This is a genomic window from Klebsiella sp. CD33, assembly GCF_051992865.1.
GTDB lineage: Bacteria > Pseudomonadota > Gammaproteobacteria > Enterobacterales > Enterobacteriaceae > Klebsiella > Klebsiella pneumoniae.
Genome location: NZ_CP197023.1, coordinates 3,857,410 through 3,871,131, shown reverse-complemented (window position 1 = coordinate 3,871,131; position 13,722 = coordinate 3,857,410). Strand labels below are relative to the sequence as shown.

The following is a 13,722-nucleotide window of genomic DNA, read 5'->3' as shown; positions in this document are numbered from 1 at the left end:
GGGGAGAGGGGACCGTTTCTCGCCCCATTCCATATTTAGCGTCTGTTTAACGGCAGGCGCTTTTTCAGGATTTCATCATGGTGGTATTGCCGCTAAATAAACGTAACACCCTGGCGGGGTTTCAATGGTTCTTCTTTATTTTCTGCAACACCGTTGTGGTACCGCCAACATTACAGTCTGCTTTTCAGCTCCCTGCCAGCGCGTTAATTACGCTTACCCAGTACGGGTTTATCACCACTGGATTGGCCTGTCTGGCACAAGCGTTACTGGGACATCGTCGGGCGATTATGGAAGGACCGACGGGCCTGTGGTGGAGCACCATTCTGACGGTCACCGTGGGCGAAGCCGCACGAGGGACGCCGTTCGACAGCATCGCCTCCAGCCTGGCTGTCGGCATATTTTTCTCGGCGGCGCTCACCATCATTATTGGCGTAAGTGGCATTGGCCATCGCCTGGCGAAGCTGTTCAGCCCAACGGTAATGGTCTTTTTCATGCTGCTGCTGGGCGCGCAGCTGACTACCATCTTTTTTAAAGGCATGCTTGGGCTGCCCTTTAGTTCGACGCAGGTTAATCCGGGTATTCAGCTGGCACCATTTTGCCTGGCGCTGTCGGTGATGATTCTGGTGCTGGGAATGATCATTTTTCTCCCGGATGGTATCGCTCGCTACGCCTTATTGATCGGCACTCTGGCGGGCTGGGCTGGCTGGTATCTGCTGTTTCGCATGCCTCCCGCTACGGTAGCCTCAGGCCCCATTCACTGGCAGTGGTTCCCGCTGGGTTACGGCGGCCAGCTACGACCCGGCATCATTTTAACCGCCCTGCTGGCGGGACTGGTTAATATTACCAATACCTATGGCGCCATTCGCAGCACCGATGTTTTTTACCCCCAACAGGGAGCCAGTAATACCCGCTATCGACGCAGCTTTATAATCTCCGGTTTGATAACATTAATAACGGTTCCGCTCAACGTGGTGCCATTTTCCCCCTTTGTTTCGTCGACAGCTTTATTAACTCAAACTGGCGACACCTCGTGCCGGCCATTTATTATCGGCTGTTTGTGCTGTCTGCTGGTTGGATTATTTACGCCGCTGACCCACTTTTTTACCACCCTACCTTTACCGATCAGCAGTGCGGTCATGCTGGTCTCTTACCTGCCGTTGTTATATTCCAGTTTATCTTTCAGTAAGCAAATTACCTTTACCGCGCGAAATATCTATCGGCTGGCTCTGCCGTTATTTGTCGGCATTTTTTTGATGGGGCTACCGCCGGTTTATCTCCAGACGTTGCCTCTGACAATCAGACCACTCTTAGGTAACGGCTTACTAATCGGGGTGCTGCTGGCGGTAGCCATGGAGAATCTCATTCCCTGGGATCGTATTAAGTCATGACATTAAAAGGATGAACAATGAAAATTATTATTGCACCAGACTCGTTCAAAGAAAGCGTCAGCGCCAGTCGCTGCGCTCAGGCGATTAAGGCGGGCTTCGTCTCCATTTTCCCCCAGGCGGAGTGCATCTGCCTGCCGATCGCCGACGGCGGCGAGGGGACGGTTGAGGCAATGGTTGAGGCGACCGACGGCAAAATGGTGATGCTGCCGGCGATGGGACCGCTGGGAGAGGTGGTAGGCGCCTTCTATGGCCTGAGCGGCGACGGGCAAACCGCGTTTATTGAAATGGCAGCAGCCAGCGGGCTGATGTTGGTTCCCGCCGGGAGACGTGATCCCTTGCGGGCCACCAGCTTCGGGACTGGGGAGCTGATTCGCCATGCGCTGGACGCCGGCGTTCGCCATATTATCCTCGGTATTGGCGGCAGCGCCACGGTAGATGGTGGAATGGGCATGGCCCAGGCCCTGGGGGCACGTTTTCTTGACGAGCGCGGCGAGAGCGTAGGATTCGGTGGCGGCGCGCTGGCGCGGCTGGCTAGCATTGACTTACGCGACCTCGACCCGCGCCTGCGCAAATGCCGGATTGATGTGGCCTGCGATGTTGATAATCCACTGCTCGGCGAACGCGGCGCGGCGGCGGTCTTTGGGCCGCAAAAAGGAGCCAGCGCTGAGACGGTCGCTGCCCTCGAGCGTGGTTTGCAAAATTACGCACAGGTGCTGCTCACGGCAACGGGTACGGAGGTGACGAAGATTGTCGGCGGCGGCGCGGCGGGCGGTATGGGCGTGGCAGCTTGCGTATTCCTTAACGCGGCGCTGAAGCCGGGCATCGATATCGTGATTGAGGCGATGCAACTGGAGGAGGCGCTGCGCGACGCGAATCTGGTAATTACCGGTGAAGGGCGAATGGATTCGCAAACCGTCGGCGGCAAAGCGCCGATTGGCGTGGCGCGGCTCGCGAAAAAGCATGGCATCCCAGTGATCGGTATCGCTGGCGTTCTGGGGGACGGCGTGGAAGCGGTGCATCAGCATGGCATTGATGCGGTATTTAGCATTCTGCCCGCGCTGGCGCCGCTTGCCGAAGTGCTGGAACGCGGTGAGCAAAATCTGTATGCCTGCGCGCGCAATATCGCCTGTGCTATCAAGCTCGGCCAGAACATTCCCGCCTGAATAAAAAATGCCACGGTTCTCACCGTGGCAAAATCCAACATAGCTAAACAAAAAAAATTTATGCGATGGGTAACAAATCCGCCTTTGCTATTGTGCCCGAATTTCGCCGGGTGGCGGCTGACGCCTAACCCGCCGACGAAAGCGGCGAGATTTCCCCGTAGGCCCGCGCAAGCAAAGCGCCGCCGGGTAATACCAACGAGCGCAGTTTGTTAGCAATCAGATCTCAACGTCGCGGTTGCAATCTTTCGAGTAGATATAGCTGAACGCCTCACGCCCGACGCCGTATCCCGCCTGTAGGGAATAAGCGCCCATAAAGATATAGTCGCCTTTCTTCACCGGAACCCAGTTGTTATCGAGGTTATACACGCCCTGGCCGGAAAGAATATAGGCGCCGTGCTCCTGCACATGGGTTTCGATATAGCCGTGGCTGGCGCCCGGCTCGAAAGAGAGGATATGCATATTCATATCGAAGCCCAGCTCTTTTGGCAGGAAGTCGATCAGAACAACATCTTCCATTCCTTCATAATGAATACGCTCCAGCTGGCTGACGTTGCCGGTGACCAGATAAGGCGCATGGTCCGCTGTCGGAATATAGCGGCGCTTATAGAGAAATAGCTGGCTGTCGGCTGAATGGCTATTACTGAAAGTCATCCGTTCACCCGGTGGGCAGTAAAGATAGCCGCCTTCGGTCAGCGCAAAGGTTTTACCCTGCGCACCGGCGGTGATTTTCCCCTTAATCACATACAGGAAGGGGCTTTGTTGAATAAATCAGATTTCGGGTAAGTCTCCCCCGTAGCGGGTTGTGTTTTCAGGCAATACGCACGCTTTCAGGCATACCTGCTTTCGTCATTTTGTTCAGCGCTCGTACCAGGGCCATAGCCTCCGCAACCTGACCATCGTAGTCACGCAGCGTCAGTGAACCCCCGAACAGCTCTTTTACCCGGTACATCGCCGTTTCCGCTATCGAGCGACGGTTGTAGTCTGTTGTCCATTTCCACCGCGCATTACTCCCGGTCATTCGCTGATTAGCCACTGCACGGTTACGGTCTGCATATTCACCGGGCCAGTAACCCGCACCTTTTCGGGGAGGGATAAGCGCGCTGATTTTCTTACGCCGCAGTTCATCGTGACATAGCCGGGTATCGTAAGCGCCATCGGCGGCGGCTGACCTGATTTTCCGGTGGGTTTGCCGGATTAACCCGGGGAAGGCCTCTGAGTCCGTAACGTTGTTCAGCGACAGGTCAGCGCAGATGATTTCATGTGTTTTACTGTCAACGGCGAGATGCAGCTTACGCCAGATACGGCGGCGTTCCTGGCCATGCTTTTTGACTTTCCACTCGCCTTCACCGAAGACCTTCAGCCCGGTGGAATCAATTACCAGGTATGCGATTTCACCCCGGGTGGGCGTTTTGAAACTGACATTAACCGACTTTGCCCGCCTGCTGACACAGCTGTAATCCGGGCAGCGTAGCGGAACGTTCATCAGAGAAAAAATGGAATCAATAAAGCCCTGCGCAGCGCGCAGGGTCAGCCTGAATACGCGTTTAATGACCAGCACAGTCGTGATGGCAAGGTCAGAATAGCGCTGAGGTCTGCCTCGTGAAGAAGGCGCTGCCGACTCATACCAGGCCTGAATAGCTTCATCATCCAGCCAGAAAGTTATGGAGCCACGGTTGATGAGGGCTTTATTGTAGGTGGGCCAGTTGGTGATTTTGAACTTTTGCTTTGCCACGGAACGGTCTGCGTTGTCGGGAAGATACGTGATCTGATCCTTCAACTCAGCAAAAGTTCGATTTATTCAACAAAGCCACAGGAAGGTCTCAATGCCATCGCCGCCAAACCCGCTTTTATTACCGCCATTTTCATGTAGCGTCACCAGATAATCAACGAAGGATGCGCCTAATTTCGGCGTCGACAGAATAGTCACATCACAGTTAGCAAAATCCGGAATAATATTTTTGACCAGACCGTCCGGCGTCAGCAGGGCATAATTGCCGTGGCGTACGATGGAACGGCTGGCCAGTAAATCATCGCGATAGCCAACCACATTATTTAAATAACCCATATTTTATTCCTTATTCAGTCCAGGCCAGTTGATGCAACATTAAGGCGAGCGTTTTTACCCCTTCCGCCAAATCCTCTATATGCGTACTTTCAGCCGGGTTATGGCTGATGCCTTTGATGCTTGGCATAAAGATCATGCAGGTGGGGAAGCAGGGGGCGAAAATTTGCGCGTCGTGTCCCGCGCCGCTGTGCATCACGCGGAAATTCACCTTCTCCTTTTCGCACAGGGCAGTGAGTTGGGCGACCAGTCTTTTGTCCATGGGAACCGGGGCTTCATCCATCCACAGGTCGATTTCGATGCCAATATCCATTTCCTCGCAGATCCGCCGCATATCGCCTTCGATCATTTCAGTAAATGCCGTTAATGCAAGGGCATCGGTGTGGCGGCAGTCCATGGTAAAGATCGTTTTACCCGGCACCACGTTGACCGTATTCGGCTGCGGGTCGACTTTACCGAAAGTAAGCACCAGAGGGTCGCCGTGGGCTTTCGCTTTGGCGATGGATTCGCAGCAGATGCGGCTGAAAGCATGGACGGTGTCGCGGCGGTAGCCCATTGGGGTGGTGCCGGCATGGTTAGATTCGCCGTTGAGGGTAATGGTGTAGCGGCGTTGACCGACGATGGCGTTGACCACGCCGATGGACTGCTTGTTGGTTTCCAGCACGCGGCCCTGTTCGATATGCAGTTCAACGAAGGCTTTAATATCCCGGCGCGGCGCCAGCGGGGCGGTGGGCAGGCTAAAGCCACACTGCTTCATAGCATCGACAAACGCCACGCCTTTGGCGTCTTTAATCTCACGCACGTCCGCCGGGTTAGCGATGCCGACGATATTTTTGCTGCCCCAGAAGACGTAAGGGAAGCGGCTGCCTTCTTCTTCCGCTAACGCCAGCACCTCCACGGTACGCAGCGGTGCCCCGTAGGTCTCTTTTAGCCAGCGGACCGCCAGCCAGGCCGCCAGCGCGCCAAACTGACCGTCAAGATTGCCGCCGTTGACGACGCTATCAATATGCGAACCGCTGAGGATAACGTCGTCGGGAAAACGGCTACCGGGCAGGCGGCCATAAAGGTTACCGACTTCATCGAAGCGTGTTTCCAGCCCGCTGTCGCTCATCTTTTGTTTAAACGCCTGCTGCGCCTGCAACCACTCCGGCGAATAAAGCAAACGGGTAAGTCCGCCGGTAGGGTCGGCGCCGAAAGAGGAAAGCCAGGGCAATGTCTCTTCAATTGCCTGTCGAAAAGAATGAGTCATACATAACTCCTGTTACTTATTTTATTGAGCAAAAGGGGAATTGGTTTCATAAGAGCGGTTATATAAAGCGTCTGAAACCAGATAGTCATAAATCTCATCAACGATTTCGATCCCGTTGACAGCGCTGTTTTTCTCATTGATATCCAGATTCTGCCCCGGGTAATAAACCTGACTAAATCCAGGTGCTGGCGTAATGGCGCTTAATTCGCGCATGGTGTCGCTAATGTGCTGGCGAAATAAAGCGCTGGAGGAGAAAAAGTCAGGATTAATCACGATATGCAATTGTCCTAACTCACGTCCCTGGCTAAGGTTGTCGTACATCGAGCTGACCTGGCGACCAAACGGAAGGTTGAGCAAAATGCCGGATAGGACGTCAATCATCATCATCAGCCCGTAACCTTTGGGACCGGCGGCAGGAAGCAGAGCATGGACGGCAAAAGGATCCGTGGTTGGGGCGCCGTTTTTGTCCACCGCCCAGCTATCGGGAATGCTTTCATGGCGAGAACGAGCATCAAGGATCTTTCCCCACGCCTGGACGGTGGTGGCCATATCGAAGGTGATGATATCGTCGCCCTCGCCGGGAGCGGCGAAGGCCAGCGGGTTGGTGCCGTAGTAGATCTCCGCTCCGCCAAAAGGGACGACCATCGGGTCTGACTGACACAGCGAGAGGCCAATCAGCCCGGCGCGAGCCGCCTGCTGCGTGAAGTACGAGATGGCCCCGCTGTGTCCCATGCGCCGGATACCCACTACGGCTATGCCATTTTGCCGGGCGATCTCAATGGCATGTTCCATGCCCATTTTGGCGGCGACCTGGCCGGCGGCGTTATCGGCATGCAAAATGCCGCTGCAGGGACCGGTTTTTTCAAAGCTAAAGGTGGGATGACGATTGGTGCCGCCTTTTGAAATTCGTTCAGCATAATATTCAACACGAACCGCGCCGTGCGAATGAATGCCTCTGGCATCGGCATAAACCAACACATCGGCAATAATATCCGCGTGATTATGAGTGAGTCCTGCTGCGTTCAGCTTATTAGCAATAAGCTGATGAAGTGTTTCCCGACTGACTTTCATCTGTCTTCCTTTTAACGACGGTGTAGAGCCTGACTGCTGACTAAAATACGGGGAAAAGAAACTGAAATTGTGATCTGTATAGTTAAATGACCAGTGTTAGATTTTATTTGATAATCGTAATGGATTTGTCATAAATGGCCGTGTAATCGATTTATTAAAAAATCACTGCTAATGTCAGGCGGTTTGTTTGAAAGCCTGTAGTAATAATCCTCATGTGATTTTGGTCACGCCATTGATAATTCCATCCCGTTAGCCTGATTGCAGATTAACCATGCTCATTCAATTGCAATGGGTGCAATTATTGGGGAGTTATTATGATCCATGCCTTTATTAAAAAGGGCTGTTTTCAGGATTCAGTCAGTTTAATGATTATTTCACGTAAGCTGAGTGAGTCAGAAAATGTCGACGATGTTTCGGTCATGATGGGCACGCCGGCAAATAAAGCGCTGCTGGAAACTACCGGTTTTTGGCATGACGATTTTGCCACGGCGACGCCGAATGATATTTGCGTGGCGATCCGTACCGATTGCGCAGATGCATCGGTGACGGAAATGATTATCGCCCGCCTGGATGACGCCTTATCCGCCCTGGCGCAGGGAAGCGGACAAAGTCAGAGTCTGAACGTGGTTCGCCGCTGGCAAAGCGCGATGCAAAAACTGCCGCAGGCCAATATGACCTTAATTTCTGTTGCCGGAGAATATGCCGCGGAGCTGGCCCATCAGGCGCTCAGTAGTGAGAAAAGCGTGATGATTTTCTCCGACAACGTCACCCTGGAAGATGAAATTGCCCTCAAAACCCGCGCCCGTGAGAAAGGATTGTTGGTGATGGGACCTGACTGCGGCACCGCCATGATCGCCGGCACCCCGCTGGCCTTCGCCAACGTTACACCAGAGGGCAATATCGGGGTGATTGGCGCCTCCGGTACCGGTATCCAGGAACTGGTCTCGCAAATTGCCCTCGGCGGCGAAGGGATCAGCCATGCGATAGGTCTCGGCGGCCGTGATCTGAGCGCGGAAGTGGGGGGCCTTAGTGCGCAAACGGCGCTGGAAATGCTAACCCAGGATGCGCAGAGCCAGGTACTGGCCTTTGTATCCAAGCCACCTGATGAGGCGGTGCGCCTGAAGATAATTAACGCAATGAAACGCAGTGCTAAACCGGTGGTGGCGCTATTTCTTGGCTATGTCTCGCCAGTCAACCGCGATGAAAACGTCTGGTTTGCCCGCACGCTGGACGAGGCCGGTCGGCTGGCGTGTCTGTTGGCCCGAGTGGTACGCCACCAGGAAAATCTGACCGCAGTCGCGGATAAGCATATCCGCGGATTATATACCGGCGGCACGTTGGCGGCGGAATCTGCCGGGCTGCTGGCTGAGCGCCTGAACATCACTCCCGATGAGCATCACCCGCAGGGCATGATGCTCAACGCTCTGGGCCACCAGATCGTCGACCTCGGCGATGATTTCTACACCGTTGGTCGTCCACACCCGATGATTGATCCCTCCCTGCGTAACCAACTGATTGCCGAGCTCGGCGAGCAAACGCAGGTGGGCGTATTGCTGCTGGATGTGGTGATTGGCTATGGCGCCACCGTCGACCCGGCGGGATCGCTGGTGGAAGCATGCCGGCTGGCCTGGGCATTGAGGAGTGAAAGCCATCCGCTGCACGTTATCGCGACCGTGACCGGTACCGAAAATGACCCGCAGTGTCGTTCCCGTCAGATTGCCGAGCTGGAAGATGCCGGCGTGGTGGTGGTCGATAGCCTCCCGGAAGCCGCACTGCTTGCTGTTGCGCTGATTAGCCCTCAGCGGATGGCGGAGCCCGCACCGCGTTCCAGTCTGCTGGATGGGGTGGCGGTAATTAATGCCGGTCTGCGCAGTTTTGCGATCGATTTACAGTCCGCCGGAACGCCGGTTGTTCACTATCAGTGGGCGCCGATTGCCGGAGGAAATAAAAAACTGGCTCGTTTATTAGAGCGTTTGCAATAAGAGGTCCCTATGTTTACATCAGTGGCGCAGGCCAATGAGGCAGTAATTGAACGAATTCGGAATGCACGTCCGCACTGGCTGGATGTGAAGCCGGCAGGTGCGCTAATCGGGGCGCTGAATCAGAACAAAACGTTGCTCCACGCCGGGCCGCCGATGCGCTGGCAGGCGATGACCGGCCCAATGAAAGGGGCCTGCATTGGCGCATGCCTGTTCGAAGGCTGGGCGCAGGATGAAAAAACTGCCCATGCGATGCTGGAAAGCGGCGAAATTACCTTTATTCCATGCCATCACGTTAACGCCGTGGGGCCAATGGGCGGCATTACTTCGCCGAACATGCCGATGCTGGTGGTGGAAAATATCGCTGAAGGCAACCGCGCCTATTGCAACCTGAACGAAGGGATTGGCAAGGTGATGCGTTTCGGCGCTTACGGCGAAGATGTGCAGCAGCGCCTGCGCTGGATGCGCGATGTGCTGATGCCGGTGCTTAGCGCGGCTCTGAAACAGATGGAGCGCGGCATCGATTTGACGGCGATGATGGCGCAGGGCATCACCATGGGGGATGAGTTTCACCAGCGTAATATCGCCACCTCCGCGCTGCTAATGCGCACGCTGGCGCCGCATCTGGCGCGCCTTAATCACGACAAACAGCAGATAGCTGAAGTGATGGATTTCCTCGCCATTACCGATCAGTTCTTTCTCAACCTGGCGATGGCCTACTGTAAATCGGCGATGGATGCCGGGGCGCAGGTCCGCGCGGGCAGTATCGTCACCGCGATGACCCGCAACGGCGATATGTTTGGTATTCGCGTCAGCGGGCTGGGCGACCGTTGGTTTACCGCGCCGGTCAATACGCCGCAGGGGCTGTTTTTCACTGGTTTCTCGCAGGAGCAGGCCAACCCGGATATGGGCGATAGCGCCATTACTGAAACCTTCGGCATCGGCGGGGCGGCGATGATCGCGGCCCCGGGCGTCACTCGCTTTGTCGGCGCGGGTGGGATGGAGGCGGCGAAATCGGTCTCCGAGGAGATGGCGGAAATCTTCCTTGAACGCAATATGCAACTGCAAATTCCGGGCTGGGATTTCCAGGGCGCCTGTCTGGGGTTGGATATTCGCCGGGTGGTTGAAACTGGCATTACACCGCTTATCAACACTGGTATCGCGCATAAAGAGGCGGGGATCGGCCAGATTGGCGCCGGAACCGTCAGAGCCCCACTGGCCTGCTTTGAACTGGCGCTGGAAGCGCTGGCGGACGAGTTGGGCGTGAGCTGAGGCACGCAATGGATAAGATCCGTCCGCTGACAGGCAGCATTGACGCGCCGGACCATCGCCAGCCGTGGCGAACCGGCGGCCTCTGGCAGCGCACCATCAATCTCTATGTTGCAGGCGGCGCGATGCTGACGCTGCATCATCGGGGACAAGGCGTGAGCCCCGGCGGATGGGTATTACGTCACCGTGATTTTATCCGTTTACACGCGGCGCTGAAGGCGGGGGGGTTGCCGATAGCGCGTGATGACGGCATTCAGGTCGATAACCTTTTGCTGTTACCGCCACGCAGGCGCTGCTCCCTGCGGCCTCGATATCAGCCTGATGGCCCTTATCTGCCGGCAGCGCTCATGAAGCGCCCGGAAGAGACGGGCCTGTTTGGGCCGCTGCGGCAGGCTATCCATCTGCCGCATCATCCTGAGTTGCGGCAATTACGCCACTGTTTTGCTTCTGCGTTGACCGGGAGCCCCGTTGACTGGCGGCTGTGGTTGGGGAAGGGGCCAGGCCTGACGCCGAGCATGGACGATATGCTGATCGGCATGATGCTGTCCGCGTGGTGTTCTGGACAGATGTCGCGCAACAGCGGACACCATTTCTTTCATGCCTCCGGCGATCTGCATGCTGCCACAACGCAGGTCAGCGTCAACTATTTACGCTACGCCAGTAAGGGATGCTTCGCTTCACCGCTACTGCATGTTGTTAACGCGCTTCAGTGCGGACGACGAATTGAACCTGCCGTCGAAGCCCTGCTGGCGATGGGGCACACCTCTGGTGCCGACACGCTTCTGGGGTTCTGGCTGGCGCAACAAATAATGTAAGGACTTTTATGAAAACGCTGGTTGTTGCCCTCGGGGGTAACGCTTTATTACAGCGCGGAGAAGCGCTGACGGTAGAAAATCAGTATCGCAATATTCACAGTGCCGTTCCCGCGCTGGCGCGTCTGGCGCAGCATTACCGTTTGGCCATTGTGCACGGCAACGGGCCGCAGGTAGGCCTGTTGGCGCTGCAAAATCTGGCCTATAGCGACGTTGAACCTTACCCGCTGGACGTGCTGGTGGCGGAGAGCCAGGGCATGATTGGCTATATGCTGGCCCAATGTCTGGCGCAGGAATCGTTGGTACCGCCGGTATCGACAGTGATGACGCGTATTACTGTGGCATCGAACGATCCAGCCTTTTCGGCGCCGGAGAAATTTATCGGTCCGGTCTATGACCCTGAGTTACAGCAGCAACTGGAAGAGGAGTATGGCTGGACGATGAAGCGCGACGGCAAATACTTGCGTCGGGTTGTCGCCTCGCCAAGGCCGGTGAGAATTGAGGAGAGCGACTCGATTGAGCGTCTGCTGAATGAGGGACATGTCGTGATCTGCTGTGGCGGCGGAGGCATCCCGGTGCTCGAGAGCGGACAGGGCGCAGAGGCGGTTATCGATAAAGATTTGGCCGCAGCGCTACTGGCGGAACAGATTGATGCCGATGGTCTGGTGATCCTCACCGATGCGGATGCGGTATATGAACACTGGGGCACCCCAATGCAGCGACCGATCCGTGAAGCGACCCCGGAAGCGCTGGCGCCTTTTGCTCGCGACGATGGCGCGATGGGGCCGAAAATTTCGGCAGTCAGCAGCTATGTTCGCCGCAGAGGCAAGCGGGCGTGGATTGGTGCGTTATCACGCATTGAGGAGACTCTCGCCGGGCGGGCGGGAACCTGTATCAAGCCCTGACGTGGGACTACCGGCGGTGAGGATGTCTGAATATCGTGCATTTTGCCCCGGGACGGCGACGGAGGCGCGTTGCCAGGGCGACGAGTTCTGAATAGCTGGGTTTTTATCGGCCGGGCAAGCGTCAGCCGCCGCCCGGCAAGACAAAGGTAAGGCGTTACGCCAGCTGCGATTGCGCCCAGAACAGGCCGCTGGTGTACTCCGGCGGCAGCAGCGGCTTGATCGCTTCCAGCGTCGCGCTCAGGCGATCGGTATCGCTGTCGGTGAGGTTCAGGTGGCCGACTTTACGACCCGGGCGCACCTCTTTGTCATACCAGTGCAGGTGCACCAGCGGCAGCTTCAGCCAGTCGTAGTTAAGATCGGTGCCGATCAGGTTGATCATCACCGACGGGCTGTTGACCACCGGCGGCGGCAGCGGCAGGCCGGTAATCGCCCGCAGATGCAGCTCGAACTGGCTGATAGACGCGCCGTTCTGCGTCCAGTGGCCGCTGTTGTGCACCCGCGGCGCCAGCTCGTTAATCAGCAGCCCCTCGGCGGTAACGAAGCACTCCATCGCCATCACGCCGACGTAGTTCAGCTCGTTCATGATCGCCGTCAGCATGCTTTCCGCCTGTTCCTGCTGGCGAGCGTTGGCCTGCGGGAAGGCGACGCTGGCGCGCAGAATACCGTCCTGATGCAGGTTACGGGTCAGCGGGTAGAAGACGGTGCTACCGTCATGAGCGCGGGCGCCCACCAGCGATACCTCGCCGGAGAAGTTAATCCCCTGCTCGACGATGCACTCGCCGTAGTTATCGGCCGGTAGCTGATCGATCTCGTTTTCCCGCAGACGCCACTGGCCGCGGCCGTCGTAACCGCCAACGCGACGCTTAACGATCGCCAGTTCGCCAAGGCGGGCAAACACCGCCGGCCACTCGCTTTTATCCGCCAGCAGCTGCCACGGGGCGGTGGCGAGGCCAAGCTTGTCAAACAGCTGCTTTTGCGTCAGGCGGTCGGCGATAATCGGGAAGACATCGCGGTTGACGAACGCCGGGTGGCGGGCCAGCTCGCGGGTGAGGGCGGTTTCCGGCCAGCGTTCAATTTCTGCCGTGATGACGCTCTGCTGGAACGGCACCGCTTCCGGGTCGGCTTCCAGGCCGACCGGCCAAACGGCGATGCCCAGCGGCTCGCCGGCCTGGCGCAGCATACGGCCTAACTGGCCGTTACCGAGCACGCATACCTGTTTCATGCCGCACCCCGCGGATCCGGATTATCCAGCACTTCATCGGTTTGCGCCTGACGCCAGGCGCTCAGGCGCTGGTGCAGTTCAGCATCGTGCTGGGCAAGGATCTGCGCGGCGAGCAGGCCGGCGTTCGCAGCGCCAGCTTTGCCGATGGCCAGGGTACCGACCGGAATGCCGCGCGGCATCTGCACAATGGAGTAGAGGCTGTCGACACCGCTTAAGGCTGCGCTCTGAACCGGTACGCCGAGCACCGGCACCAGGGTTTTCGCCGCAATCATGCCCGGCAGATGCGCCGCACCGCCTGCTCCGGCAATAATCACCTGATAACCGTGGCTTTCGGCGCTTTCAGCAAAGCTGAACAGCTTATCGGGCGTGCGGTGGGCGGAGACCACTTCGACATGGTACGGAACGTTCAGGGCATCAAGGATTTCTGCGGTAAATTGCATGGTAGCCCAGTCGCTTTTGGACCCCATCACGATGGCGATACGCGCCGAATTATTGCGGGAAGACATGCGTCTTAAAACTCCTGTGGGTGTGTTTCACACTGCTTTAGAGGCCACAGAGAATAGCATGAACTGCCAGCAAGGAAAACGGTTGCGTGCGCATGG

General features: G+C 56.8%; 11 protein-coding genes and 2 pseudogenes. 6 read left to right on the top strand and 7 right to left on the bottom strand.

The window, feature by feature from the left end:
* The first annotated feature begins 77 nt into the window (after positions 1-77).
* Both ACR809_RS19085 and glxK read left to right on the top strand, forming a co-directional pair.
* Positions 78-1,388 (top strand): uracil/xanthine transporter, encoded by a 1,311-nt coding sequence (locus ACR809_RS19085; protein ID WP_021466558.1) that lies wholly within the window; start codon positions 78-80, stop codon positions 1,386-1,388.
* A gap of 17 nt (positions 1,389-1,405) precedes the next feature.
* A complete protein-coding gene (glxK, locus tag ACR809_RS19080) occupies positions 1,406-2,551 on the top strand; it encodes a glycerate 3-kinase (protein WP_117023150.1) in 1,146 nt (381 codons plus the stop codon).
* Positions 2,552-2,767: 216 nt separating this feature from the next.
* Here the strand turns inward: glxK and allE are convergent.
* From allE to allD, 5 genes and pseudogenes are all read right to left on the bottom strand, one after another.
* Positions 2,768-3,301, bottom strand: a pseudogene (gene allE / locus ACR809_RS19075) ((S)-ureidoglycine aminohydrolase); the annotation flags it as partial.
* Between the two features lie 58 nt (positions 3,302-3,359).
* Positions 3,360-4,328 (bottom strand): IS5-like element IS903B family transposase, encoded by a 969-nt coding sequence (locus ACR809_RS19070; RefSeq protein ID WP_162992557.1) that lies wholly within the window; start codon positions 4,326-4,328, stop codon positions 3,360-3,362.
* 27 nt (positions 4,329-4,355) lie between these two features.
* A pseudogene (locus ACR809_RS19065) lies at positions 4,356-4,616 on the bottom strand ((S)-ureidoglycine aminohydrolase); the annotation flags it as partial.
* Positions 4,617-4,626: 10 nt separating this feature from the next.
* Positions 4,627-5,862, bottom strand: a complete 1,236-nt coding sequence (gene allC / locus ACR809_RS19060; protein WP_012737539.1) for an allantoate deiminase — start codon at positions 5,860-5,862, stop codon at positions 4,627-4,629.
* Positions 5,863-5,883: 21 nt separating this feature from the next.
* A complete protein-coding gene (gene allD / locus ACR809_RS19055) occupies positions 5,884-6,933 on the bottom strand; it encodes an ureidoglycolate dehydrogenase (RefSeq protein WP_012737540.1) in 1,050 nt (349 codons plus the stop codon).
* A 314-nt stretch (positions 6,934-7,247) separates the two neighbouring features.
* Between allD and ACR809_RS19050 the strand changes: the two genes are divergently transcribed.
* Genes ACR809_RS19050 through ACR809_RS19035 form a run of 4 tightly spaced genes read left to right on the top strand, consistent with a single transcriptional unit; the run spans position 7,248 to position 11,898 of the window.
* A complete protein-coding gene (locus ACR809_RS19050; protein ID WP_122051503.1) occupies positions 7,248-8,915 on the top strand; it encodes an acyl-CoA synthetase FdrA in 1,668 nt (555 codons plus the stop codon).
* 9 nt (positions 8,916-8,924) lie between these two features.
* Entirely contained in the window at positions 8,925-10,184 is a 1,260-nt protein-coding gene (locus ACR809_RS19045; protein ID WP_012737542.1) for a DUF1116 domain-containing protein, read from the top strand.
* 8 nt (positions 10,185-10,192) lie between these two features.
* Positions 10,193-10,996, top strand: coding sequence for a DUF2877 domain-containing protein (locus ACR809_RS19040; RefSeq protein ID WP_117023149.1), 804 nt, complete (start codon positions 10,193-10,195; stop codon positions 10,994-10,996).
* A gap of 8 nt (positions 10,997-11,004) precedes the next feature.
* Positions 11,005-11,898, top strand: coding sequence for a carbamate kinase (locus ACR809_RS19035; RefSeq protein ID WP_012737544.1), 894 nt, complete (start codon positions 11,005-11,007; stop codon positions 11,896-11,898).
* A gap of 154 nt (positions 11,899-12,052) precedes the next feature.
* On the opposite strand, the gene purK is transcribed toward ACR809_RS19035, so the two are convergent.
* Together purK and purE are read right to left on the bottom strand one after the other, a co-directional pair.
* Positions 12,053-13,120: a 5-(carboxyamino)imidazole ribonucleotide synthase gene (gene purK, locus ACR809_RS19030; RefSeq protein ID WP_012737545.1), complete on the bottom strand. Its 1,068-nt coding sequence runs from the start codon at positions 13,118-13,120 to the stop codon at positions 12,053-12,055.
* Positions 13,117-13,626, bottom strand: coding sequence for a 5-(carboxyamino)imidazole ribonucleotide mutase (purE, locus tag ACR809_RS19025; protein WP_004151322.1), 510 nt, complete (start codon positions 13,624-13,626; stop codon positions 13,117-13,119). The genes purK and purE overlap by 4 nt, the downstream gene beginning before the upstream one ends.
* Between the last annotated feature and the right edge of the window lie 96 nt (positions 13,627-13,722).

Coding starts and splice junctions, on each gene's coding strand:
- ACR809_RS19040 (WP_117023149.1), top strand. CDS start 10,193: ATGGATAAGATCCGTCCGCTGACAGGCAGCATTGACGCGCCGGACCAT.
- ACR809_RS19035 (WP_012737544.1), top strand. CDS start 11,005: ATGAAAACGCTGGTTGTTGCCCTCGGGGGTAACGCTTTATTACAGCGC.
- ACR809_RS19045 (WP_012737542.1), top strand. CDS start 8,925: ATGTTTACATCAGTGGCGCAGGCCAATGAGGCAGTAATTGAACGAATT.
- allC (WP_012737539.1), bottom strand. CDS start 5,862: ATGACTCATTCTTTTCGACAGGCAATTGAAGAGACATTGCCCTGGCTT.
- glxK (WP_117023150.1), top strand. CDS start 1,406: ATGAAAATTATTATTGCACCAGACTCGTTCAAAGAAAGCGTCAGCGCC.
- ACR809_RS19085 (WP_021466558.1), top strand. CDS start 78: ATGGTGGTATTGCCGCTAAATAAACGTAACACCCTGGCGGGGTTTCAA.
- purK (WP_012737545.1), bottom strand. CDS start 13,120: ATGAAACAGGTATGCGTGCTCGGTAACGGCCAGTTAGGCCGTATGCTG.
- ACR809_RS19050 (WP_122051503.1), top strand. CDS start 7,248: ATGATCCATGCCTTTATTAAAAAGGGCTGTTTTCAGGATTCAGTCAGT.
- allD (WP_012737540.1), bottom strand. CDS start 6,933: ATGAAAGTCAGTCGGGAAACACTTCATCAGCTTATTGCTAATAAGCTG.
- purE (WP_004151322.1), bottom strand. CDS start 13,626: ATGTCTTCCCGCAATAATTCGGCGCGTATCGCCATCGTGATGGGGTCC.